Raw genomic sequence first — 21,348 nt, 5'->3', positions numbered from 1 at the left:
GCCGCGGATGCGCATGCGCGGCGGCAGCTGCAGGCAAAACTCCACGAGGCGGTGGTCCAGAAACGGCGTGCGCGACTCGACGCTGTGCGCCATGCTGTTGCGGTCCTCGAAGTGGAGCAGCTTCGGCAGGCTGGTGCGCGTGACCTCCTCGAAGAGGATGGCGTTCAGCCGGCTCGCCTGTCTCGCAGGCTCGTGCGGGAGCGACAAGGTCGCCCGGGAGGCGAGATCGGGCGAAACGAGTACGGCCGCCCGGGATCCCTGATACCCCGCTTCCGACCAGGTTTCCGACGCCCTGACGAGCGCTTCGCGTCCCACCCCCACGGTTCGGCGCCAGCCCACCCGGTCGGAGATTCGCAGCAGCGCGCCCAATCCCTCGATCCAGGACGCCGGTTTCCAGGCTTCCCTCATGAGATCGGCAATGTAGTAAGGATAGAAGTAGAAGTATCCCCCCAGCATCTCGTCGGCCCCCTGCCCGTCCAGGAGCACCTTCACGTCACGGGCCGCGAGGGCCATGACTGACCACTGCGGGTAGACGCCGGGGTCAGGGATGGGGACTTCCTGATGCCACACCATGCGCGGCAGCAGCGACAGGAAGTCGGAGTCCGGGTTCACCCGGTGCGGGACCGTGGCAAACTGCTGATTGACCTGATCGATGAACTGATCTTCCCGGAACCCCTCCACCATGAAGACCGACGAGAAGGTATGCACGGGAGCGGGGCGCAGCAGCTTCGTTTCCAGCGCCACCAGGGAGCTGGAATCCAATCCGCCGGAAAGACAGGTCCCGACCGGCACGTCGCTGCGCAGCCGCAGGCGGATCGAGTCTTCGAGGAGCTCGCGGAACTGACAAACGGCCCGGGGCCATGCAATCTCCCGCGCCGACTCGGGAGGTGGCGGCGTCCAGTAGCGTTCCAGCCGATGGTCGCCGCCGGCCGTGATCACCAGGTTGTGCGCCGGAGGAACCTGCTGGATCGTGCGGAACAGGGTTTCCCCGAAAGTCTCCAGCGCTCCGATGCATAGCAAATCCGCCAGCCCGCGTTCCGAAATCTCGGCGAGATCGGGACGGATCGCCAGAATCGCCTTGATCTCCGAGGCGAAGATCAGGCCGCGGGAATCGAGGTGATAATAGAGCGGCTTCTCGCCCAGCCGATCGCGCGACAGGAGCAGCCGTCGCGTCCGTCCGTCCCACAGCGCGAAGGCCCACATGCCGTTGAAGCGCTCGACGCAGCGCACGCCTTCGTCCTCGTAAGCGTGCAGGATCACCTCGCTGTCGCCTTCGGAGCGGAACCGGTGGCCGTTGGCCAGCAGCTCCGGGCGCAGCTCGCGATAGTTGTAGATCTCGCCGTTGTGGACCAGCCACAGCGCCTCGTCTTCGTTGGGCAGAGGCTGGGAGGCGGCATCGCTGAGATCGACGATGGCCAGACGCCGGTGGCTCAGGGCCACGCACCCGGAAGCATGGACCTGCTCGCCGTCGGGGCCGCGATGCGCCATCCAGCGGGCCATGGTGGCCGCCTGGTCGGCGCGTGCCGGCTCTCCGTCGAATCGTAGAATGCCCGCTATCCCGCACATCGATCCACAACGCTCCTTTTTCCCGTGGGTGGGGCTTCGACGCCGGCGGCAAGGCTTCCCGGCGTGGGGGCCGAAAGACGCGGGAGCCGGCGCGAAATCAGGGAAGGAATTATATCGGAAAGGTGCAGCGATCCGCCGCGGCCGAAGGCGAGTTACGCTACAATCCGAGCTTCAAGGCCCGCCTGCCGGAGGCAGGCCCGATTGCTCGAGGAAGGATCGATGGCCGAGAACGAAAACCCTGATCCGGCTGCCACTCCCCCCGCCCCTCCGGCGCCTTCAACCGCAAGCCCGGCCAAGACCTCGCCAGCGGCCGGTGCGTCCGCATCGCCTGCACCGGCAGCCTCTGCTGCGGCGCCGGCCAAGGCCGCAACGGCCGCCGCGCCGGTCAAGCCGACCTTCCAGATTTACAACCGGCAGAAGGATCAGCACGTGGTGGGTCCCGGCTGCTGGTGCCTTCCCAAGGTCGAGGTGGTGGACGGGCAGAAGATCTACGTCCACAAGCGGGATTGAAGGGAGCTTACTTTCCGGCGAGCCAGCCATCCAGCCGGCTATTGGGGCGCATCAGCGTCTGGCTGCGCTCCGGACCGGTGGAGACCAGCCCGATCTCGCATCCCAGGAGCATTTCCAGGCGATCGATGTAGGCGCGGCAGGCCGCCGGCAGATCGCCGAAGCCTTTCAAGGTTCCAATAGGCCTCTTCCACCCCTCCATCACCTCGTAGACCGGCTCGCATCGGCCGAAGGTCTCCAGATCGGCCGGCAGCGTCTCGAAGCGCTCCCCGCGGTGCTCATAGGCCACGGCGACCGGAACATGCTCGAACTCGTCCAACACGTCCAGAAGCGTCAGGGCAGCGCAGTCCATCGAGTTCACCCGGACCGCATAGCGACCCAGCACGGCGTCGAACCAGCCGCAGCGCCTCGGCCTGCCGGTCACCGTGCCGTACTCCCGGCCGCGCTCGCGAATCTTCTCTCCCGACTCGCCGAGCTGCTCGGTCGGGAAAGGGCCCGAGCCGACGCGGCTGCAGTAGGCCTTGAACACTCCGAGCACGCCGGTGATGCGCGCCGGTCCGACGCCGGTCCCCGTGCAGGCTCCGCCGGCCGAAGAGTTCGAAGAGGTAACGAAGGGGTAGGTGCCGAAATCGAGATCCAGGAGCGTCCCCTGCGCCCCCTCGAACAGGAGGCGCGCGCCGCTGGTCAGGCGAGCGTGAAGCAGCGCCACCGTGTCGGCGATGAATCCTTCCAGCGCCGCGCCGTGGCCCAGGTATTCCTCCACCACGTCCCGGCCGTCCGGCTCGAGGCCTAACTTGCGGAAGCGCTCCGCGCGGTAGACCTCCAGCTTGTCTCGCAGCAGCTGCGGATTCAGCAAGTCGCCCATCCGCACCCCCATCCTCCCCACCTTGCTCTCGTAGGCGGGGCCGATACCGCGCCGGGTGGTGCCGATGCGCGATTCCCCGCGCGCGTCCTCGCTGGCCGCGTCCAGGACGCGGTGCTCCGGCAGGATCACGTGCGCCCGATCGCTGATCTTCAGGTTCTCGCCGATCTCGACGCCGCTGTCGCGGATGTCCTGGATCTCGCCCAGCAGCGCGGCGGGATCGACGACCACGCCGTTGCCCACGACGCTGAGGACCCCCGGGCGCAGGATTCCGGAAGGCAGATGCCGCAAGGCGAAGCGCTTGCCGTCGATCACCACCGTATGGCCGGCGTTGGGGCCGCCCTGGTAGCGCACCACGACCTCGGCCCGCTCGGTCAGGCGGTCGACGATCTTCCCTTTCCCTTCATCTCCCCATTGACCGCCCACGACGACGACGCAAGGCATCGGGTCCTACCTGTGGATTGTGTGGAAGAAAAAATCCAAGGGACTCGGGGCCGCCCAGGGCCGCGCTCTCTTGGGCACGGCATCTTATCAAAGGGATTCGAAGCCCATCAACCGCGACGAAAGCCAGCGCGACGTGACCGTTTTCCACCCTTTGCAGGGGAACTCGGAAAACGGCTAAACTCCGCCGGTCATGCAGCCCATCATCTTCCTGGACGGCGCGTCCTTGAGCCTCGAGGACGTACAGCGGGTCTCGGTCCGCCGCGCACGGGTGCGCCTCGCCCCCGGCGCGCGCCGCGGCATGGCGCGCGCGCGCCGCGTCATCGATAAGCTGGCGCAAGGATCCGATCCGATTTACGGGGTCAACACCGGCTTCGGGCGCCTCAAGGACGTGCGCATCGCCCCGGACAGGCTCGACGCGCTGCAAATCAACCTGATCCGCAGCCATTGCGCCGGCGTCGGAGAGCCGCTGGACGACGTCTCCGTGCGCGCCCTGATCCTTTTGCGCGCCAACGTCCTGGCGCGCGGCCATTCCGGGGTCCGTCCCGGCGTGGTGGAGGCGCTGCTGGCGATGCTGAACCGCGACGTGCTGCCGCGCATTCCGTCGCAGGGATCGGTCGGAGCGAGCGGCGACCTGGCACCTTTGGCCCACCTGGCCCTGGCGCTGATGGGGGAAGGCACCGTCCGGGCCTTCGGCCGGGAGCTTCCGGCGCGCCGCGCCCTCGCGCGCATCGGGCTCGCGCCCGTCCGCCTCAAGGCCAAGGAAGGGATCGCCCTGATCAACGGCACCCAGCTGATGACCGCGGTGGGGACGCTCGCGCTGACCCGGTCCGAGAACCTGGCGCGTCACGCCGATCTGGCAGGCGCGATGTCGCTGGAGGCGCTGCGTGGCTCCCGGCGCGCCTTCGACGAGCGCCTTGGGAAGCTGCGCCCGCATCCCGGGCAAGCCGCCTCGGCCGACAATCTGCGAAGGCTGCTCGGGCATTCGGAGGTGGAGCGCTCGCACGCCGATTGCGGAAAGGTGCAGGACGGCTATTCGCTGCGCTGCATGCCGCAGGTGCACGGCGCCAGCCGCGACGCCATGGCGCATGTCCGCGCGGTGCTGGAGCGCGAGATCAACGCCGTCACCGACAACCCGATCCTGTTCCCCGGCCGTCGCGAGCTGCTGCCGGGCGGCAACTTCCACGGCCAGCCGGTGTCGCTGGCGCTCGATTATCTCTCGATGGCGGTGGCGGGGCTGGCCTGCATCTCCGAGCGCCGGGTCGAGCGCCTCACCAATCCCGACTTGAGCGGTCTGCCCGCATTTCTCACGCGCGATCCCGGCTTCAACTCCGGGTTCATGATGGCCCAGGTGACCGCCGCGGCCCTGGTCTCCGAGAACAAGGGGCTCGCCCATCCGGCGAGCGTCGATTCGATCCCGACCTCCGCCGCGCAGGAGGATCATGTCTCGATGGGCGCCTGGGCGGCCCGCAAGGCGCTGCGCATCCTGGAGAACGCCGAGCGGGTCCTGGCGATCGAGATCCTCGCCGCCTGCCAGGGGCTGGAGATGCTCTTGCCCCTGAAGACCTCGCCGGCCCTGCGCTCCGCCCTGCGCGCCGTGCGCAAGGTGGTGCCGGCGCTCGCCGAGGATCGCGTCCTGGCGGAGGACATCGAGCGCATGACCGTGCTGCTGCAATCGGGAAAGATCCTGGCGGCGGCGCAGAGCGTGGCAGGGCCGCTGCGATGAAATCCGGAAGGAGATGTTGATGGCCAAGGATGCTCCCCGCCTGATTCGTGCCCCGCGCGGGTCGGAGATGTCGTGCCGCGGATGGGTCCAGGAAGCCGCGATGCGCATGCTGATGAACAACCTCGATCCCGAGGTGGCCGAGCGCCCCGCAGATCTCGTGGTCTACGGCGGCACCGGCAAGGCGGCGCGCAGCTGGGAGGCCTTCGACCGGATCGTACAGACGCTGCGCCGGCTCGAAGACGACGAAACGCTGCTGGTCCAATCGGGCAAGCCGGTGGGAGTCTTCCGCACGCAGAGGGAAGTGCCGCGCGTCCTGATCAGCAACTCGATGCTGGTCCCCGCCTGGGCCGATTGGTCCCACTTCCGCGAGTACGAGCGGATGGGGCTGACGATGTACGGGCAGATGACCGCCGGCTCCTGGATCTACATCGGGACGCAGGGGATCCTGCAGGGGACCTACGAGACCTTCGCCGCGGCGGCGCGGCGGCATTTCGGCGGCGATCTCGCCGGGCGGCTCGTCCTGACGGCCGGGTTGGGGGGCATGGGCGGCGCGCAGCCGCTCGCCGCCACTTTGAACGGCGGCGTGATCATCGCCATCGAGGTCGATCCACAACGCATCCGGCGCCGGCTGGAAACCGGCTACTGCGACGAGGCCACCTCCTCCTTCGAGGAGGCGGTGTCGCTGGCCCGCAAGGCGCAGCAGGAGCGCCGGGCCTTCTCCGTGGCGCTGGAAGGAAACGCCGCCGACCTCGTGCCCCGCTTCCATCGCGAAGGAGTGATTCCGGATCTCCTGACCGATCAGACCTCGGCCCACGATCCGCTGCAGGGCTACGTCCCGCACGGCCTCCCCTATGCCGACGCCCTGGCGCTGCGCGCCTCGGATCCGGAGGAGTATCAGCGCCGCTCGCGCGCTTCCATCGCGGTGCATGTGCGCGGGATGCTCGACCTCATGAACGCGGGCGCGATTACTTTCGATTACGGCAACAACATCCGTCAGGTGGCGAAAGAAGCCGGGGTCGACGACGCCTTCGCGTTTCCCGGCTTCGTGCCGGAGTACATCCGGCCGCTGTTCTGCGAAGGGAAGGGGCCGTTCCGCTGGGTGGCCCTGTCGGGTGATCCGCGCGACATCCAGCGCACCGATCGCGCCGTCCTCGAGCTGTTCGCCGACAACCCCGCGCTGTGCCGCTGGATCCGAATGGCCGGCGAGAAGGTGCACTTCCAGGGGCTGCCGGCACGCATCTGCTGGCTCGGCTACGGCGAGCGGGCGAAGCTGGGACTGGCAATCAACGACCTGGTGGCACGCGGCGAGATCTCCGCTCCCATCGTCATCGGGCGCGACCATCTCGACTCCGGCTCGGTCGCCTCTCCCAATCGGGAGACCGAGGCGATGCGCGACGGATCGGATGCCATCGGAGACTGGCCCATTCTCAACGCCCTTCTGAACGCGGTGGCGGGGGCGAGCTGGGTCTCGGTGCACCACGGCGGCGGCGTCGGCATCGGCTATTCCCTGCACGCCGGGATGGTGGTGGTCGCGGACGGGACGAGCGCGGCCGCTTCCCGGCTGGAAAGGGTCCTCACCACCGATCCCGGGACCGGCGTCATGCGCCATGCCGACGCCGGCTATCCCGAAGCGCTCGACGCCGCCCGGCGCTTCAAGATCGACCTGCCGTCGCTCTAGTGTCGCGCATCCGAAATCTCGTTACATTCGGCCTCCCGCGCCCAGGACTCCTTCCCCGCCGGATACAACTTTTTACTTCCTACCCTGCACCTTTTGCGGGCGGTTGTCCGTAAAGAACCACCGACTGCTCTCCCATCCTCTCGCACAAGGGGTCCTCGATGACGCGTATCGTCCTGGCTTTCGCCTGCTCGGCGCTGCTCGGCTCTCCGCTGCTGGCGCAGTCGACCTTCCACGGGAACATCGCCCGCACCGGGGTCTACTCCGGCCCCGGCCTGGCGAAGCTGGAAGGCATGAAGTGGAGCTTTGCCGCCTCGGGGCCGATCGTCGCCTCACCCGTCGTCGCCGGCGGGGTCGTCTACATCGCCTCCCTGGGAGGCAACCTCTACGCCATTGACATGGACGGCAAGGAAAAGTGGAACTTCAAGTCCCGGATGCCGATCGCCTCGACGCCCGCTGTCGACGGAAAGACGGTCTACTTCGTCTCCTCCGCCGGAGCCCTGGCGGCGCTCGAAGCCGACACCGGCAAGCCGAAATGGGTCTTCGCCACCGAGTACGAGCGCAAGTTCGAGGCGAAGAACCTGCACGGCTACCCCTCGCCGGCGCAGACAATCCCCGACGCCTGGGACCTGTTCATCTCCTCGCCGGCGGTGGCGCATGGGAAGGTTTATTTCGGCAGCGGCGACGGCAACGTCTACGCCGTGGACGCCGAATCGGGCGTGCTGCAGTGGAAGTTCGCGACCCAGGACGTGGTGCACTCCTCCCCCGCCGTGGCGGACGGCGTGGTCTACATCGGGGGCTGGGACAGCAACCTGTACGCGCTCGACGCGGAGACCGGCCGGGAGCGCTGGACGTTCAAGGCGGGCCAGGACCCGGCTATCCACAACCAGGTCGGATTCCAGTCCTCGCCCGCGGTGGTGGACGGCACGATCTATGTCGGCTGTCGCGACGCACATGTCTACGCGATCGACGCCAAGACCGGCCGCAAGAAGTGGGACTATCCCACCAGCAAGTCGTGGGTGATCGGCACGCCGGCTGTGCGCGACGGTGTCGTCTACGCCGGCACTTCCGATTCGGCCCGCTTCATGGCCCTCGATGCCGCCACCGGCCGATTGCGGTTCAACTTCGACGCCAAGGCCTACATCTTCTCCTCGGCGGCGATTGCCGGAAGCAACGCCTACGTCGGCAGCCACAACGGCAAGCTCTATGCCGTCGATTTGAAATCGGGGAAGCTGGCGTGGGAGTTCCAGACCGAATCCTCGAAGACCGATCGCCTCAAGGTGCTCAACCCCGACGGCAGCCTCAACCGTGAGGCCTTCACGCCGGTGTTCGGCGATTTCGAGGACATGTACATCGACTACTACCGCTACATCTCGATCGGCGCCATCGTCTCATCGCCGGCGGTATCGGACGGCGTCCTTTACGTCGGGAGCATGGACGGGAACCTGTACGCGCTGCGCTGAGCTCCGGGCCTCAGAGGTTCTCCCCTTTGCGATCCGCCTCGAGCTTGACCGTCTCCAGCTCCTTGAGGGAGGCGATCAGCCGGGCGATGTCCTCGGGCGTGTTGTAGAGGTGCGGGGAGATGCGCAGGGCCCCGGCGCGCAGCCCGGGGAAGATCTTCCGCTCGTTGAGCAGCAGGTAGATCTTGGCGGCGAAGCGGCCGGTGAAGGCGAGGATCCCGGAGCGATGCGACGCTTCGGGGGAGGAGAGCAGCTTGTAAGGAGAGGATTGGAGGTATTCCCACAGCGGCTCCAGCAGCGCCGCCACATGCGCCTGAACCAACTCGACGTCATTCTCGAGGAGCATGTCGAGGCAGGCAATCATCGCGGCCAGCTGAGGATAGGGAGTCGTCCCCACCTCGAATTTCCTGCCGCCCTGGAACAGCGCCAGATCGAAGGGAGGCATCGCCACGAACTGGGCGGCATTGCTGAGAAGGCCCATCCAGCCGACCGCCGGCGGGTTCATGCGCTCTATCACTTCGGAACGGATGGCCGCGAAGCCGGTGCCGGGCAGTCCCAGCAGCCACTTGTGCCCCGGCGCCGCCAGCAGATCGATCCCGTCCTCTTCGAATCGCAACGGGATCACGCCCGCCGATTGCGCCGCATCCACCACGAAGAAGATCCCGCGCTCCCGGCAGAACCGCCCGTACGCGGCCAGATCGTGCCGGAAGCCGTGCAGCGCCGAAACGTGGCTGAGCGCCAGGATTCGGGTGCGCGGCGTCGCCGCCCGCGCGAAATCTTCCAGCGCGGGAAACTTCCCGGCCGGCGTGATCTCGACCGGGGCGAGGCCACGCGTCCGGGCGTGCAGGAAGGGGTTCACCAGGGCCGGGAAATCGCCCTTCAGGAAGAGCGCTTCGTCTCCCGGGCTCCAGGGAAAGCCGCCCACCGCCAGGTTGATCCCATCGCCGGTGGAATGGGTGAGGACGATCTCCTCCGCGCGGCAGCCGACCAGCCGCGCGCACCGCTCGCGCGCCCGCTGCGGGATCTGGAAGTAGTCCTCTCCCCCGAGACGGAAGGGATGGGTCTTGCGGTCGAGCGCGGCGCGCATCGCCTCGGCGGCTGCGCGCGGCAGCGGCCCTTCGCTCGCGGCGTTGAGGTAGATCGCTTCGGGATGGAGATCGAAGGCCTGCCGGAGGCCCGCAAGCTGGGTCACGTCACCCCTTCAGGTTGGTCTTGAAGAAGGCGAGGGTACGGCTCCAGGCGTCGGCCGCCGCCGCGGCATTGTACGAGGGACGCGTCTCGTTGAAGAAGGCGTGCCCGGCACCGGGATAGATCTTCACCTCGACCCCCTTGCCCGCATCCTTGAGCGCCTTCTCCATGGCCATGACCTTCTCTTTCGGAATCCCTTCGTCCTGCTCGCCGAACAGCCCGAGCACCGGCCCGGCCGCCTTCTTGACCCGTGCCGGATCGCTCTCCGGCTGCCCATAGAACATCACCGCGCCGGCCATATCGGGTCGATTCAAATCGAGCTGCAGCGACAATCCGCCGCCCATGCAGAAGCCGACCGAGCCGATCTTCGAGCTGCCGACCTCGGGTAGCGATTTGAGGTAATCGACCGCCGCTCCCAGATCGGCCAGCGCCTCTTTGTCATCCAGCCCGCGCATCAGGACATGCGCCTGCTCCGGGTCGGTGGCTATCTTGCCATGGTAGAGATCCGGAACGATCGCCGCGTATCCTTCGGCCGCAAGCCGATCGGCCACTCCCTTGATCTGGTTGTTGAGACCCCACCATTCCTGGACAACCACGATGCCGGGGAAGGGTCCTTTGCCCTCCGGCTTCACCAGGTACCCCTTCATCGGTCTTTGGGACTTGAGCTCGACCAGGGTGCCGCGGTGGGGGCCGGCGGCCGGCTTGCCCGGCACCTCGGCGGCCATGAGAGCGGGAGCGAAGAGCAGGAGCGCCGGGATCGCGAGTCGGGCGCAGAGACGGGTGAACGACTCTGAAGCGGTCATGAGACCTCCGTCGGGGAAGGTTTTCTTCCATGGATGAGTCACGCTTGGCGCCGGAGCGTCCGGATGATAGCCTCCTCCCCCCCGGCGGTCAACGAAACGCCGGATTCAGCGGGAGAAGCGCGTGGGCGCGGTCGTGCTGGCGCGGGGCAGGGATCAGCGGATCAAGTCGGGACACCTCTGGGCCTACGCCTCCGAGATCGCCTCGGTGGACGAGGGGGTCGCCGCGGGCGACGTGGTGGAGGTGCGCGATTTCCGCCGGCGGCTTCTCGGGCGCGCCACCTACAACCCGGCTTCGACGCTGGCGCTGCGGGTCCTGACGCGACATGCCGAGGAGAAGGTGGACCGGGCCTTCTTCGCCGCGCGGCTGGAGGACGCCCTGGCCTATCGGGAGCAAGTCTTCCCGGGAGAAACCACCCTGCGCCTGATCTTCAGCGAAGGAGATCGCCTTCCCGGCCTGGTGGTGGACCGCTACGATCGCTACCTGTGCGTGCAGTTCGGCACCCTGGGGATGGAGCGCTGGCGGGAGACGATTCTGGAGGTGCTGTCGGAGCGGCTCGCCCCCGCCGGCATCTACGAGCGCAGCGATCTTTCCAGCCGGACCCACGAAGGACTCTCTCCCACGGCGGGGGTGCTCCGCGGAAGCGTTCCCGACGAGATTGCGGTGAGGCTCGACGGATTGGACCTGAAGGTCCGTCCCGCGGAGGGCCAGAAGACGGGGCTCTTCCTGGATCAGCGGCTGAACCGCCGCGAGATCCAGCCGCTGGCGGCGGGAAGGCGGGTCCTCGACGCATTCTGCAACACCGGCGGTTTCGGGCTGTATGCCCTGAAGGCGGGGGCCGCCCACGTCGAAGGGGTCGATGTCTCGGCCGAATGCATCCGGCAGGCGCGCCGGCATGTGGCGCTCAACGGTTTCGAGGAGCGCGCGCGCTACGAGGAAGGAAACGCTTTCGACCTGCTGCACGACCTGGACCGCCGCAAGGAGCGCTTCGACATCGTGGTCCTCGACCCGCCCGCCTTCACCAAGTCGGCCCGGAGCGTGCCGCAGGCGATCCGCGGCTACAAGGAAATCAACCTGCGCGCCCTGCGCATCCTGGCGCCGGGCGGCTTCCTGCTCACTTCCTCCTGCTCCTTTCATCTCGGAGCCGAGGAGTTCCTCTCTATCCTGCGCGACGCGGCGGCCGATTCGGAGCGCTCCGTGCGCCTGGTGGCGCAGCGCGGCCAGTCTCCCGATCATCCGGTGCTTCCAGGGGTGCCCGAGACGCGCTACCTGAAATTCGCCGTCCTGCGAGCCTCTTGACACTCCGCTTCGCCCCTCCTTACACTCCGGTCCGCTTTGCTGGCCCGCCTTCCTTCTTCATTCGGGTGCAGGATCCATGATGAATGGAACTCTCCTCTCCGGCGCAGCCCTGATGCTCCTCGGCGCGCTGGGTGCCGCCGGCCTCTTCTGGCTGCTGCAGCGCCGCGCCGCACGCCCCGGCGACGGCGAGCACCTGGCTCTCACGCAGCTGCAGCAGCAGGTCTCCGACCTGATCCGCACGCTGCACGAGACCCGCCACCAGATCACGCGCGAGACCGGCGATCAGCTCTCCATCGGGACCAAGGCTCTCACCGATCTGGTGCAGGCCTCGCAGACTCAGGTGACCGGCCAGATGGTCTCGCAGTCGAAGGAAGTGGGCGACCGCGTCGGCGCCCTGCAGGAGCGCCTGGTGCGGCTGGGTGACGAGATCCGCCACCTCGCCGAGATGGGAGCGGACCTGCGCAAGCTGCAGGACATCCTGCGGGCCCCGAAGGTGCGCGGCAATCTGGGAGAGCAGCTGCTCGAGAACCTGCTGGGCAACATGCTCCCGCCGACCGACTACCGCATCCAGCACGCCTTCGCGGGGGGGGAGAAGGTCGACGCGGCGATCCGGCTCCCCGGCGGCCTGGTGCCGGTGGACGCCAAGTTCCCGCTGGAGAATTTCCAGAAGCTCCTCTCCAGCCGCGGGGAGGACGAGTCCCGCAGAGCCCGCAAGGCGTTCACCGACGACATCCGGCGGCACGCGCGCGCCATCGCCTCGCGCTACATTCGGCCCCAGGAGGGGACGCTCGATCTGGCCCTGATGTACGTCCCGGCGGAGAGCGTCTACTACGAGGCCTTCGTGCACGGCGAGCGGGGCGAGGAGGTCGAAGCGCTGTGGGCCGAGGTGCTCGGTCTGCGCGTCTTTCCGGTGTCCCCGAACACCTTCTCGCTCTACCTTTCCACCCTGCAGCTCGGCCTGCGCGGTCTTCGGATCGAGGAGGGGGCGCGCCGCATCGTGGCGACCCTGGCCACGCTGCAGGGCGATTTCCGCGCCACCCGCGAGTCCTTCGACCTGATGTCCAAGCACTTCCTGAATGCCGCCCGAAACCTGGACGAGGTCCGCAAGCGCCTCGAGAGCTTCGACTGGAAGCTGTCGCGCGTCGACGCGCCCGACGAGACTGACACCGTGACGGCGATTCCCAACCCCGGCCCCGCGCTGGATAGGCCGCACGGCCGCGACATGGAGGAACCGTGGAGCTGACCGCGAGCTTCGAGCGCCTGAGAACCGGCTTCACCCGCACTTTCTGGATAGCGAACGGGCTGGAGCTGCTGGAGCGCTTCGCCTTCTACGGCTCCAAGGCGATCCTGGCCGTCTACCTGGTGGAGAAGGTGGGGCTGGGAGCGCTGGGCAACTCGCTGGTGGGGTTCTACGGATTCGCGGTCTTCTTCCTGCCGATCCTGGCCGGCGTCTTTGTCGACCGCTACGGTTTCAAGCGCAGCCTGGCGGCCTGCTTCTTCATCTTCAGCCTCGGGTACTTCGCGGTCGGCCTGGCCGGCATGCCCCAGGGCCAGGGCCTGGTGTCGCTGATGGGCAAGATACCGTACGCCGTGGGGGCCCTCCTGCTGACCGCCATCGGCGGATCGCTCATCAAGCCGTGCATCGTCGGCACGGTGGCCCGCACCACGAACGAAGACACCAAATCGCTGGGCTATTCGATCTATTACACCCTGGTGAATCTGGGAGGGGCGCTGGGACCCGTGCTGGCGCTGCAGGTCCGCGAAGGCATGGGGATCGAATATGTCCTCATGATGTCAGCGGCGGTGTCGCTGTTCAATCTCGTCGCCACCTTCCTCTTCTTCCAGGAGCCGGAGGGAGGAGGGCAGGCGCCGGCCCGCACCTTCGGCAAAGTCTTCGCCGACATGGTGGTGGTCTTCGGCAATTTCAAGTTCATCAGCTTCCTGGTGGTCTTCTCCGGCTTCTGGATCATGTTCTGGCAGATCTTCTACTCGCTTCCCTTCTATGTCCGCGACGTCGTCGGCTATTCGCGCTTCGAGCTGATCGAGGCGGTGGACGCCGCCGCCATCATCTTCCTGACCATCCCGGTGACCGCCCTCATGAAGCGGGTCCGGCCGTTGAGCGCCATGATCCTGGGATTCGCCGTGGCCAGCGCTTCGTGGCTGCTGATTGCGGCCTCGCCGATCCTGCCGGTGGTGGTGACCGCCATCGCCCTGTTCGCGGTCGGCGAGTCGCTCCAGGCGCCCCGCTTCTACGAGTACGTGGCCGACCTGGCGCCCGCCGACCAGGTGGGAACCTTCATGGGGTTCGCCTTCCTGCCGGTGGCCCTTGGATCGCTGGCGGCGGGACCCCTTTCCGGTTATCTCGTGGAGCACTATCTCAAAGGGGGCCGCCCCGCGGGAATGTGGATCGTCGTCTCCCTGATCGGCTTCGTCTCGACCCTCCTGATGTTCGCGCACGACCGTTTCTTCAGGCATCGCCCGTCGGCCTAGCGCTCGCTCGAGAGCCTGCCCCCCTGCCTGACACGGGGACCCTGCCGGCTTGCCCATTAGCTCAGTCCTTCCCTTTCGTCATCGAGGCGTTGAAAGGGCGGCCTTTCTCCGGCGCCTCTCGACTGGCAAACGATGCTGATCTCCCGGATTTCAGCGCCAGGACACGGCGCGAGACGAGCCGACCCTGGCGCACACGGCTTCGCCCTGCAGGGATGAGTCGTCTGGGAGTTATGGGCAGGCTGGGATATTGGTGTCGCGCGGCACGGTGCCATAGGTCCCGGTACCGCACGAGTTCCGGCCGCGCGCCAGGTACCAGTAGGCGAGCCCCGCCGTCGGATCGGGACGACCATCGGGGAAGGAATTGCCCGCTCCGCCCGATTGCAGGCAGCTCGCGGCTGCGAAGCTGATGCTGCCTCCGCCGGGTCCGAAGCTGCCCGACACCAGATCGTAGGTCGTCTCGGGTCCCGCCGCTCCGGCTTGCGAATCCCACGCCGGGTTCGCGGGCGAGGTCGTCGTCAGGATCAGATTCGTGACCTCGAACGGTGCGTGCCAGACGGCGTTGTTGAGGTCGTTGCAGTCATCTCCGCCGCACAGCCCGTCGACGTGCGCGTCGCCGTCGCCGTCACGCAGCCCGCCCGCCTGGCAGACCCCCGTCTGGCAGGTATCGTTCATGGTGCAAGCGTTGCCGTCACTGCAGCTGGAGCCGTTCGCCTTGGGCGCTCCGACCGAGCAGACTCCGGTGGCCGGAGCGCAGGTGCCGGGGTCGTGGCAGTCATCCGACGGGGAGCAGACGACCGGATTGCTGCCGGTGCAGACTCCCGTCTGGCAGGTGTCGGTCTGCGTGCAGAGGTCGGCGTCGCTGCACGGCGTGTTGTCCGGCTTCGGGGGCGCGTTCTCGCACGCGCCGCTGGTGGTGTTGCAGGTACCCGCGTCGTGGCAGGTGTCCGGGGCGCTGCACACCACGGGGTTGGTTCCGTTGCAGACGCCCGAGGCACAGGCGTCGGTCTGGGTGCAGGCGTTGCTGTCATTGCAGGCGTTGCCGTCCGGGACCGGCGAGAACTGGCAGCCGGCGGCGCCGCCGCAGACGTCGCTGGTGCAGCTGTTGGTGTCGCTGCACAACGCGTTGCCGCCTTCGTCGATTCCGGCGGTGCAGTTGTCATCGAGACCATTGCACACCTCGGCGGCGCCGGGATGGATGTTCACGTTGGAGTCGTTGCAATCGCCGCCGCAGGTCGTGAAGGTGTCGCCGTCGGCGTCGAAGCCCTCGTCGATGCCCCCGGTGCAGTTGTCGTCCACCCCGTTGCAGATCTCGGTCGCCCCGGGCCGGATGGCCGGATTGGCGTCGTTGCAGTCGCCGCCGCAGGTGGTGACGCCATCGCCATCGCCATCGAAGCCTTCGTCGATTCCCGCGGTGCAGTTGTCGTCCACCCCGTTGCAGATCTCCGTGGCGCCGGGGTGGATCGCCGGGTTGGAGTCGTTGCAGTCGTTCACCAGGAAAGAGCCGTCGCCGTCGCCGTCCTCGCAATGGTCTCCCTGGGAGTTGGCGTTGACGTCGAGCTGGTTCGGGTTGTAGGTCGTCGGACAGTTGTCGCAGGCCGTCCCGACGGTGTCGTGCTCGGGGTCGAGCTGGGTGTTGTTGGAGACGGTCGGACAATTGTCGTTGAGGTTGGCGACTCCATCGCCGTCGGCATCGCCCGGCGCGGGATCACAGACCGAAGGCGGAAAGACCGTCGAAACGGTATGAATCGGTCCGCTGCCGCAGGAGTTGACCCCGCCGACCACGAAATACTGCGCCGTCCCCAGGGCCGGAGCCGAGGCGGCGATCGACGTGGAAAGGCCCGGAATCTCGGAGGCGAAGCAGGACGGGTTCCAGGTCCACGGCGAGGTGATCGTGCCGCGGTAGACGTTGTAGACGTTCGACTGCGGCGCATGCATCCAGGAGAGCATCTGGGCGCTCGAAATCGACAGCGGAGCGGCCACGTCGGGCGGCGCCGTCCAGACGCTGTTCACCAGATCATCGCAGTCGAGGGCGTCCCCCACTCCGTCACCGTCGGTGTCGGGCAGGCGGAACTCGTAGGCGCCGATGTCGTTGATCAGCGATCCGTTCTGGTCCCCATCCACGGGGCGGGGCAGCTGATCGTAGTCGGTCGTGGGAGTCGTCCCGAACTGCGGCGTGTTCGTTCCGGCGTCGCGCACCGGCGAGGAAGCCGTCAGGCGCAGGTCCTCGGTCACGTTGGTGCTGGCACCCCAATTGGCCAGGATCCGGTTCGCCTGGGTCGTCACCGTATTGCACGTCCCCGGGGAGACGCAGTCGGTGTTCACGGTGCAGGAGGCGTTGACGGCGTTGCTGCACGTCTTGTAGGTGATCGCGGGCGTGAAGGTGAGCGTCTTGGTGCTGGTGTTGATGCCGGTAATCTGCCGGGCGACGCCGTCGTCGTTGTATTCGATCTGGTTGCCCACGGCGTAACGCGTGGCATCGAAGACCACCACGGTGTTCGAGGCGCCCGCCGCATTCGTGTGATCCCAGAAGGTCGGGATATTGGCAAAGACCGGATCCACCGACAGGTTGCCGTTGGTCCCGACGACGGTCGCTTCGGTGTAATCGCCGCGAATCTCGTTGGGCGCATCACCGAAGTAGTCGTTGTGATCGTTGGTGGCGAACGCGTTATAGGTGTAAAGCCCGCCGCCGCCCCCCAGGGAGGTGGCATCGTTCTTGGCGACCAGGTTGTTGGTCAGATGGTTCAGCGGCTGGCTCTGCTGGCTCAGGATGAAGGAGGAGTAGATGCCCCCGCCGACGGAGGAGAAGATTGCCCCCTTGGGGACGGTATGTACGGTCAGGACATTGCCGACCACGGTATTGTTGGTGACGTCGATGTCGGCAATCGGGCTTCCGGTGCTGAAGCCGCCTCCCGCGCCGCCGCCGATGTTCCCGAAGACGACGTTGTTGTAAGCGGAAGCCGCGGCCGCGTAGATGTAGATGCCGCCCCCCTCGATGTTGGCGGAGTTCCCGACCACCAGGTTGTTGCTGATGATCGTTCCCTCGTTCCCTGCGACGTTCATGCCGGCGCCGCTTCCCACCTGGGCGACAGTGACGTTATTGCGTACCACGTTGCGCGTGATGAGCGGGAGGCAGTCGAAGTTGAGCGAATAGATTCCGGCCCCCCATCCCAGCGCATCCACCTGGCCGCTCTGGTTGGGCGGGGTGATGGTGTTGCGCTGAATGATGTTCCCCGAAATGATCGGGCCTCCCACCGCAACGTAGATCCCGCCGCCGTTCCAGTCCGGGGCCGGCGTCGCCGGGGTGTTCTCGATGATCGTGTTGTCCTCGATACGGCAATCGGTGACGGAGGGCCAGCCCGTGGTTCCGATCTGGCCGAACAGCAGCATCCCGCCGCCCCCCATCTGGAAATAATGGTTCCCACCCGAGTCGACCAGATCGATCCGATCGCCGCTGCCGTGGATGATGCGGAATCCCGTGATCGAGAACTTGACTCCCGGCCTGGCGAACCCGAACAGGGTCTGCTTCGACATGATCACCGCGGAGCGCAGAAGACCCTTGGCGTCGATGGTGGTCACGTCTTTCCCCGCCCCGATCAGGTGGATGTTGGGGTAGACGAAGAGACGCTCCGGATAGGTGCCGGCGGCCACGTTGACGTCGGCTTCCAGCGCGGTGTTTGCTCCGATATTGCAGTTGGCGATATTGATGGCGGCCTGGATGCTGTGGCAGGGCGTCGCCTGGGTGCCGCAGGTCGGGCTGGCGCACTGGCCGGTGCATCCCGAGGAAGTCGGGGTGCAGTTCGTGGTCGCAGGGGATGCGAAATCGACGTAATAGCTGAAATCGGAAACGGCGGCGGGGGGAGGCTGCAAACCGGCGGCAACCGCAAAGGCGACGCCCAGCGCAACCCGTCCGAGGAAGCGGGTCGCCTTCATCGACAACCCCGGCCGGGGGCCAAACCGGCAGAGAAATAACGCCAACAGCGCGCCATGAAGCCCCCCTCAGCGCTACTGGTTTTTGGTACGAGCAGAAAGCAGGATTCTGTAAATACGGCGAAACCAAAGGATGTCAAGGTAATAATGATTCCGGACGCCATTACTTGAGCGGATTTAAAGGACTTTTCGGAGGTCGCCCGGGCGCCATCCTTCGCGTGACGGCGAAGCCGAAAGACCTATATTTGGGCCTTGTCCCGGCCTAAATGCGCACTTTTTGGCCAAATTAACGCTTGACGGCCCTTCGGCTTCACCGTATTATCCAGGCCGGACAAAGCATTCCGCCAACGAGGGGGAGAATCCTTATGGATCGTAGAAGGGTTTTGTTTGTCGGCTCTCTTGCTTGTGCTCTTTCCCTGTCGGTGCTCCTTGCCGCCGCACCGGTTCCCTCCGATGGCCTGTCGGTGGGCGACTTTGCGGTCATGGTCGCGTCCAAGATCCAGAGCGACGATGCGGCCCTCACCAAGGAAAGCGCCTCCAACCTGCTCAAGAAGCATGGCGTCAAGCTCGCTGCCGATCTGAACAGCCCGCTGACGGAGAAGGAAGCCGCGAGCCTGTTCGGACAGCTGGGCATCGTCCTTCAGACGGACCATCCCGAGAGTTTCCTGAGCCGCGATCGGGCTGCCAGTCTCGTCGGGATCTTCGGCAGCAACCTGGCTTCCGCCTCCGAGAAGAACACCGGCACGTTCAATGCACGCACCGGCGGCACGACCGAGGCGATTCCGTCGCTCGACACGACGCCTTTGGATTGCCAGGCGCTGCCCCGGCCTCCGTCCCCCTGCTCGGGACCGCAGTCGGTCTGCAACCCCTGCATGGACTGCTGCAAGAACCAGCTGAACCTGAGCGGTAAGGTCTGCGGCCGGCTGTGCCAGAAGAAGAACCTGGTCGTCAGCCCTGGCGAGCCGACGCCCTAAGCGATTCGCCCTACTCGAACTCATTTCCAACAAGGCGCACCGAGGGTCTCCTCGGTGCGCCTTTTTTGTATCATTGCTCACAATGCTGACACCAGATTTTGCGTTGACTGTTTCGTATTTCACGGCATATTAAGGCCAGTTTACTGACATTCCGGTTTGCGAGGAGAACCCCCATGAACCTAATGTTCCATTCAAATGGAGTCATCAGAATGCGCACCATTCTTTCGGCCTCCGCCCTGGTCATCGTCATGGCCCTCCTGCTCGGCGCCGCTCCCGCCTCACAAGGCGTGAGCGTCGGAGAATTCGCGGTGATGCTGGCGGACCGTCTCTCCGGCGACACCGATGCGGCCCCCCTCACCGCGGAAACGGCCTCGGAGACGCTGCAGAAGGCTGGGATCAAGCTGCGCGACGATCTCACCTCTCCCGCCACCGAGGAGGACGCGGTCCAGGCATTCCGCCATCTCGGAATTACGATTCAGTCGCAGAACGGCAGCGCTCCGCTGCTGCGGAACCAGGTCCAATCACTGATCGGCGTGTTCGGCTCCTCGCTGACGGCCAAGGCTTCCGGGACGGCTCCTTCGAAGGTCTCCGGACCCAAGCAAGTCAGTTCGCTCCCGACCCCCAGCCTCGACTCGATTACCGACTGCCAGCAGCTCCCGAAGACGCAGGATTGCCAGCAGTGCTGCCGTGCCCTCTTTGGCTCCGATCAGAATGATGTGCACTCGAACCGCATCTGCGGCAAGGCCTGCAACAGCAAGAATCGCGAGGTGAGCGCCTCCGAGCCGACTCCCTAGGTTTCAATCCCGACTCGAAGCCCCCGGGAAACCGGGGGCTTTTTTATTGTCCGATTTCCCGTCGATCCTCTACAGCGGTTCCCGAACAAGCTCGTCGACCCTCATCTCGCGCGATTTTCTCGCGCGATTTCCGTCCCCCGATTCATGCCGTAGGAGCGCGAAAACCGCGCCCGATTGATTTTGCATCGCACAATACCTAGAAAATCAAAATCGATGGTGTAGGATTCCTCCATGACAATCAATCCGGTCGATGGAAGGATCGTGAGATGAAAAAGCTCGAATCGCTCGAAGATCTATTGGTGGAAGAGCTGCAAGACATCTACAGCGCCGAGAAGCAGCTGACCAAAGCGCTGCCGAAAATGGCGAAGGCGGCCCGATCGCCCGAGCTGCGGACGGCTTTCGAAGATCACCTGCGCGAGACCGAGGGCCACGTGGACCGCCTGGAGAGGGCCTTCGAGATCCTGGGAGAGAAGGCGAAGGCCAAGACCTGCAAAGGCATGGAAGGCCTCATCAAGGAAGGCAAGGAAGTCATCGAAGAGGACGCCGAGCCTCCGGTGCACGACGCCGGCCTGATCGCCGCCGCCCAGAAGGTGGAGCATTACGAGATCGGCAGCTATGGCACCATGGCGACTTTCGCCAAGCTCCTGGGCCACAGCGAGGTGGAATCGCTGCTCAAGGAGACGCTGGACGAGGAAAAGGCGGCCGACGAGAAGCTGACGCGCATCGCCATGCGCGACATCAACGTCAAGGCGGCACGCGGCGACGAGCGTGCGGCGGGAAACGATATGATGGGCAGGTCTCGGAAGGTGGCCGGTGGGCGTGGTGGACGGTAAGGGGATCGAACCCTCGACCTCTGCGTTGCGAACGCAGCGCTCTCCCAGCTGAGCTAACCGCCCCCTTCGCGTTCTCGAGGAATGCTCATTCTAGGAAACGGAGCCTCCTTCCGTCAAGGAGAACCCCGCATGCCTCCGAGCCGTGAGGACGCCTGGAAGCTTCTGACGACGCATACGCGAGGCGAGGGCCTTCTCAAGCATGCGCTCGCCGTCGAGATCGCGATGAGGGGCTGCGCTGAGGCGCTCGGAGAGGACCCGGAGCTCTGGGTCCTCTCCGGGTTGCTGCACGACTTCGATTACGAGGAGCATCCTTCTCCACAAGAGCATCCCTTCGTGGGAAGCAGGATCCTCGAGCAGCAAGGCTACCCGCCCGAGGTGATCCGCGCGATCCTGTCGCACGCTCCCTACACCGGGGTGTCGCGCATTACTCCCATGGAGAAATCGCTGTTCGCTGTGGACGAGCTGTGCGGTTTCCTGGTCGCCTGCGCCCTGGTCCAGCCCGGACGGCGTCTCGCCGAGGTGAAGGTCGCCTCGGTGATGAAGAAGCTCAAGGACAAGCATTTCGCGCGCAGTGTCGATCGCGAGCACATCGCGCAGGGCGCTGCCGAGCTGGGCCTCGAGCTGCCGGAGCACGTGGAGCGGGTCTTGAAAGCCCTGCAGGTCGCCGCGGAGGTCCTGGGGCTGTGAGGGCGGGTGGTGGGGCGTGCTGGATTTGAACCAGCGACTTCTACCGTGTGAGGATAGCACTCTCCCGCTGAGTTAACGCCCCTAGAAATGCTGTCTGCTATCGGGCCGGGATTCTACC

General features: G+C 66.1%; 16 protein-coding genes and 2 tRNA genes. 11 read left to right on the top strand and 7 right to left on the bottom strand.

Going from position 1 to position 21,348, the window contains the following annotated elements:
* Positions 1 to 1,566: asparagine synthase (glutamine-hydrolyzing) (gene asnB, locus VFW45_14770; protein HEU5182048.1), on the bottom strand; the 1,566-nt coding region annotated here is incomplete at its 3' end.
* A 219-nt stretch (positions 1,567 to 1,785) separates the two neighbouring features.
* Here asnB and VFW45_14765 point away from each other — a divergent pair.
* Positions 1,786 to 2,076, top strand: coding sequence for a hypothetical protein (locus VFW45_14765; protein ID HEU5182047.1), 291 nt, complete (start codon positions 1,786 to 1,788; stop codon positions 2,074 to 2,076).
* 7 nt (positions 2,077 to 2,083) lie between these two features.
* On the opposite strand, the gene VFW45_14760 is transcribed toward VFW45_14765, so the two are convergent.
* Positions 2,084 to 3,379, bottom strand: a complete 1,296-nt coding sequence (locus VFW45_14760; GenBank protein ID HEU5182046.1) for an adenylosuccinate synthase — start codon at positions 3,377 to 3,379, stop codon at positions 2,084 to 2,086.
* A gap of 190 nt (positions 3,380 to 3,569) precedes the next feature.
* On the opposite strand from VFW45_14760, the gene hutH reads away from it, so the two are divergent.
* From hutH to VFW45_14745, 3 genes are all read left to right on the top strand, one after another.
* The gene (gene hutH, locus VFW45_14755; GenBank protein HEU5182045.1) at positions 3,570 to 5,102 is read left to right on the top strand and encodes a histidine ammonia-lyase; all 1,533 of its coding nucleotides are present in this window, start codon (positions 3,570 to 3,572) and stop codon (positions 5,100 to 5,102) included.
* A gap of 19 nt (positions 5,103 to 5,121) precedes the next feature.
* Positions 5,122 to 6,780 (top strand): urocanate hydratase, encoded by a 1,659-nt coding sequence (gene hutU, locus VFW45_14750; protein HEU5182044.1) that lies wholly within the window; start codon positions 5,122 to 5,124, stop codon positions 6,778 to 6,780.
* A 158-nt stretch (positions 6,781 to 6,938) separates the two neighbouring features.
* Positions 6,939 to 8,240 carry a PQQ-binding-like beta-propeller repeat protein gene (locus VFW45_14745; GenBank protein HEU5182043.1) on the top strand — a complete coding sequence of 434 codons (1,302 nt, stop codon included), beginning with the start codon at positions 6,939 to 6,941 and terminating at the stop codon, positions 8,238 to 8,240.
* A gap of 10 nt (positions 8,241 to 8,250) precedes the next feature.
* Here the strand turns inward: VFW45_14745 and VFW45_14740 are convergent, their stop codons facing one another.
* Positions 8,251 to 9,429 (bottom strand): aminotransferase class V-fold PLP-dependent enzyme, encoded by a 1,179-nt coding sequence (locus tag VFW45_14740; GenBank protein HEU5182042.1) that lies wholly within the window; start codon positions 9,427 to 9,429, stop codon positions 8,251 to 8,253.
* Between the two features lies 1 nt (position 9,430).
* Entirely contained in the window at positions 9,431 to 10,228 is a 798-nt protein-coding gene (locus VFW45_14735) for a dienelactone hydrolase family protein (GenBank protein ID HEU5182041.1), read from the bottom strand.
* 121 nt (positions 10,229 to 10,349) lie between these two features.
* Here VFW45_14735 and VFW45_14730 point away from each other — a divergent pair, with 121 nt between their 5' ends.
* The 3 genes from VFW45_14730 to VFW45_14720 all read left to right on the top strand — a co-directional run bounded on the left by VFW45_14730 (position 10,350) and on the right by VFW45_14720 (position 14,015).
* Positions 10,350 to 11,525, top strand: coding sequence for a class I SAM-dependent rRNA methyltransferase (locus VFW45_14730; protein ID HEU5182040.1), 1,176 nt, complete (start codon positions 10,350 to 10,352; stop codon positions 11,523 to 11,525).
* A gap of 79 nt (positions 11,526 to 11,604) precedes the next feature.
* On the top strand, positions 11,605 to 12,768 hold the full coding sequence (locus VFW45_14725) for a DNA recombination protein RmuC (GenBank protein HEU5182039.1): 1,164 nt from the start codon (positions 11,605 to 11,607) through the stop codon (positions 12,766 to 12,768).
* Positions 12,759 to 14,015, top strand: coding sequence for an MFS transporter (locus VFW45_14720; GenBank protein HEU5182038.1), 1,257 nt, complete (start codon positions 12,759 to 12,761; stop codon positions 14,013 to 14,015). The genes VFW45_14725 and VFW45_14720 overlap by 10 nt, the downstream gene beginning before the upstream one ends.
* 228 nt (positions 14,016 to 14,243) lie before the next feature.
* Here the strand turns inward: VFW45_14720 and VFW45_14715 are convergent, their stop codons facing one another.
* Positions 14,244 to 17,945: a putative metal-binding motif-containing protein gene (locus VFW45_14715; protein ID HEU5182037.1), complete on the bottom strand. Its 3,702-nt coding sequence runs from the start codon at positions 17,943 to 17,945 to the stop codon at positions 14,244 to 14,246.
* Positions 17,946 to 18,307: 362 nt separating this feature from the next.
* Here VFW45_14715 and VFW45_14710 point away from each other — a divergent pair, with 362 nt between their 5' ends.
* From VFW45_14710 to VFW45_14700, 3 genes are all read left to right on the top strand, one after another.
* Positions 18,308 to 18,916, top strand: a complete 609-nt coding sequence (locus tag VFW45_14710) for a hypothetical protein (GenBank protein ID HEU5182036.1) — start codon at positions 18,308 to 18,310, stop codon at positions 18,914 to 18,916.
* Between the two features lie 209 nt (positions 18,917 to 19,125).
* Entirely contained in the window at positions 19,126 to 19,710 is a 585-nt protein-coding gene (locus tag VFW45_14705) for a hypothetical protein (protein ID HEU5182035.1), read from the top strand.
* A 266-nt stretch (positions 19,711 to 19,976) separates the two neighbouring features.
* Entirely contained in the window at positions 19,977 to 20,543 is a 567-nt protein-coding gene (locus tag VFW45_14700; protein HEU5182034.1) for a ferritin-like domain-containing protein, read from the top strand.
* Here the strand turns inward: VFW45_14700 and VFW45_14695 are convergent.
* Positions 20,531 to 20,606: transfer RNA gene (locus VFW45_14695), tRNA-Ala, on the bottom strand. The two genes, VFW45_14700 and VFW45_14695, sit on opposite strands and share 13 nt — an antisense overlap.
* 66 nt (positions 20,607 to 20,672) lie before the next feature.
* Here VFW45_14695 and VFW45_14690 point away from each other — a divergent pair.
* The gene (locus tag VFW45_14690) at positions 20,673 to 21,230 is read left to right on the top strand and encodes an HDIG domain-containing protein (protein HEU5182033.1); all 558 of its coding nucleotides are present in this window, start codon (positions 20,673 to 20,675) and stop codon (positions 21,228 to 21,230) included.
* 7 nt (positions 21,231 to 21,237) lie between these two features.
* Here the strand turns inward: VFW45_14690 and VFW45_14685 are convergent.
* Positions 21,238 to 21,312, bottom strand: a tRNA-Val gene (locus VFW45_14685).
* Positions 21,313 to 21,348: the final 36 nt, after the last annotated feature.

Source organism: Candidatus Polarisedimenticolia bacterium, assembly GCA_035764505.1.
Lineage (GTDB): Bacteria > Acidobacteriota > Polarisedimenticolia > Gp22-AA2 > AA152 > AA152.
Note: the sequence above shows the minus strand (reverse complement) of the source record. Positions and strands in the feature narration are given on the sequence as shown.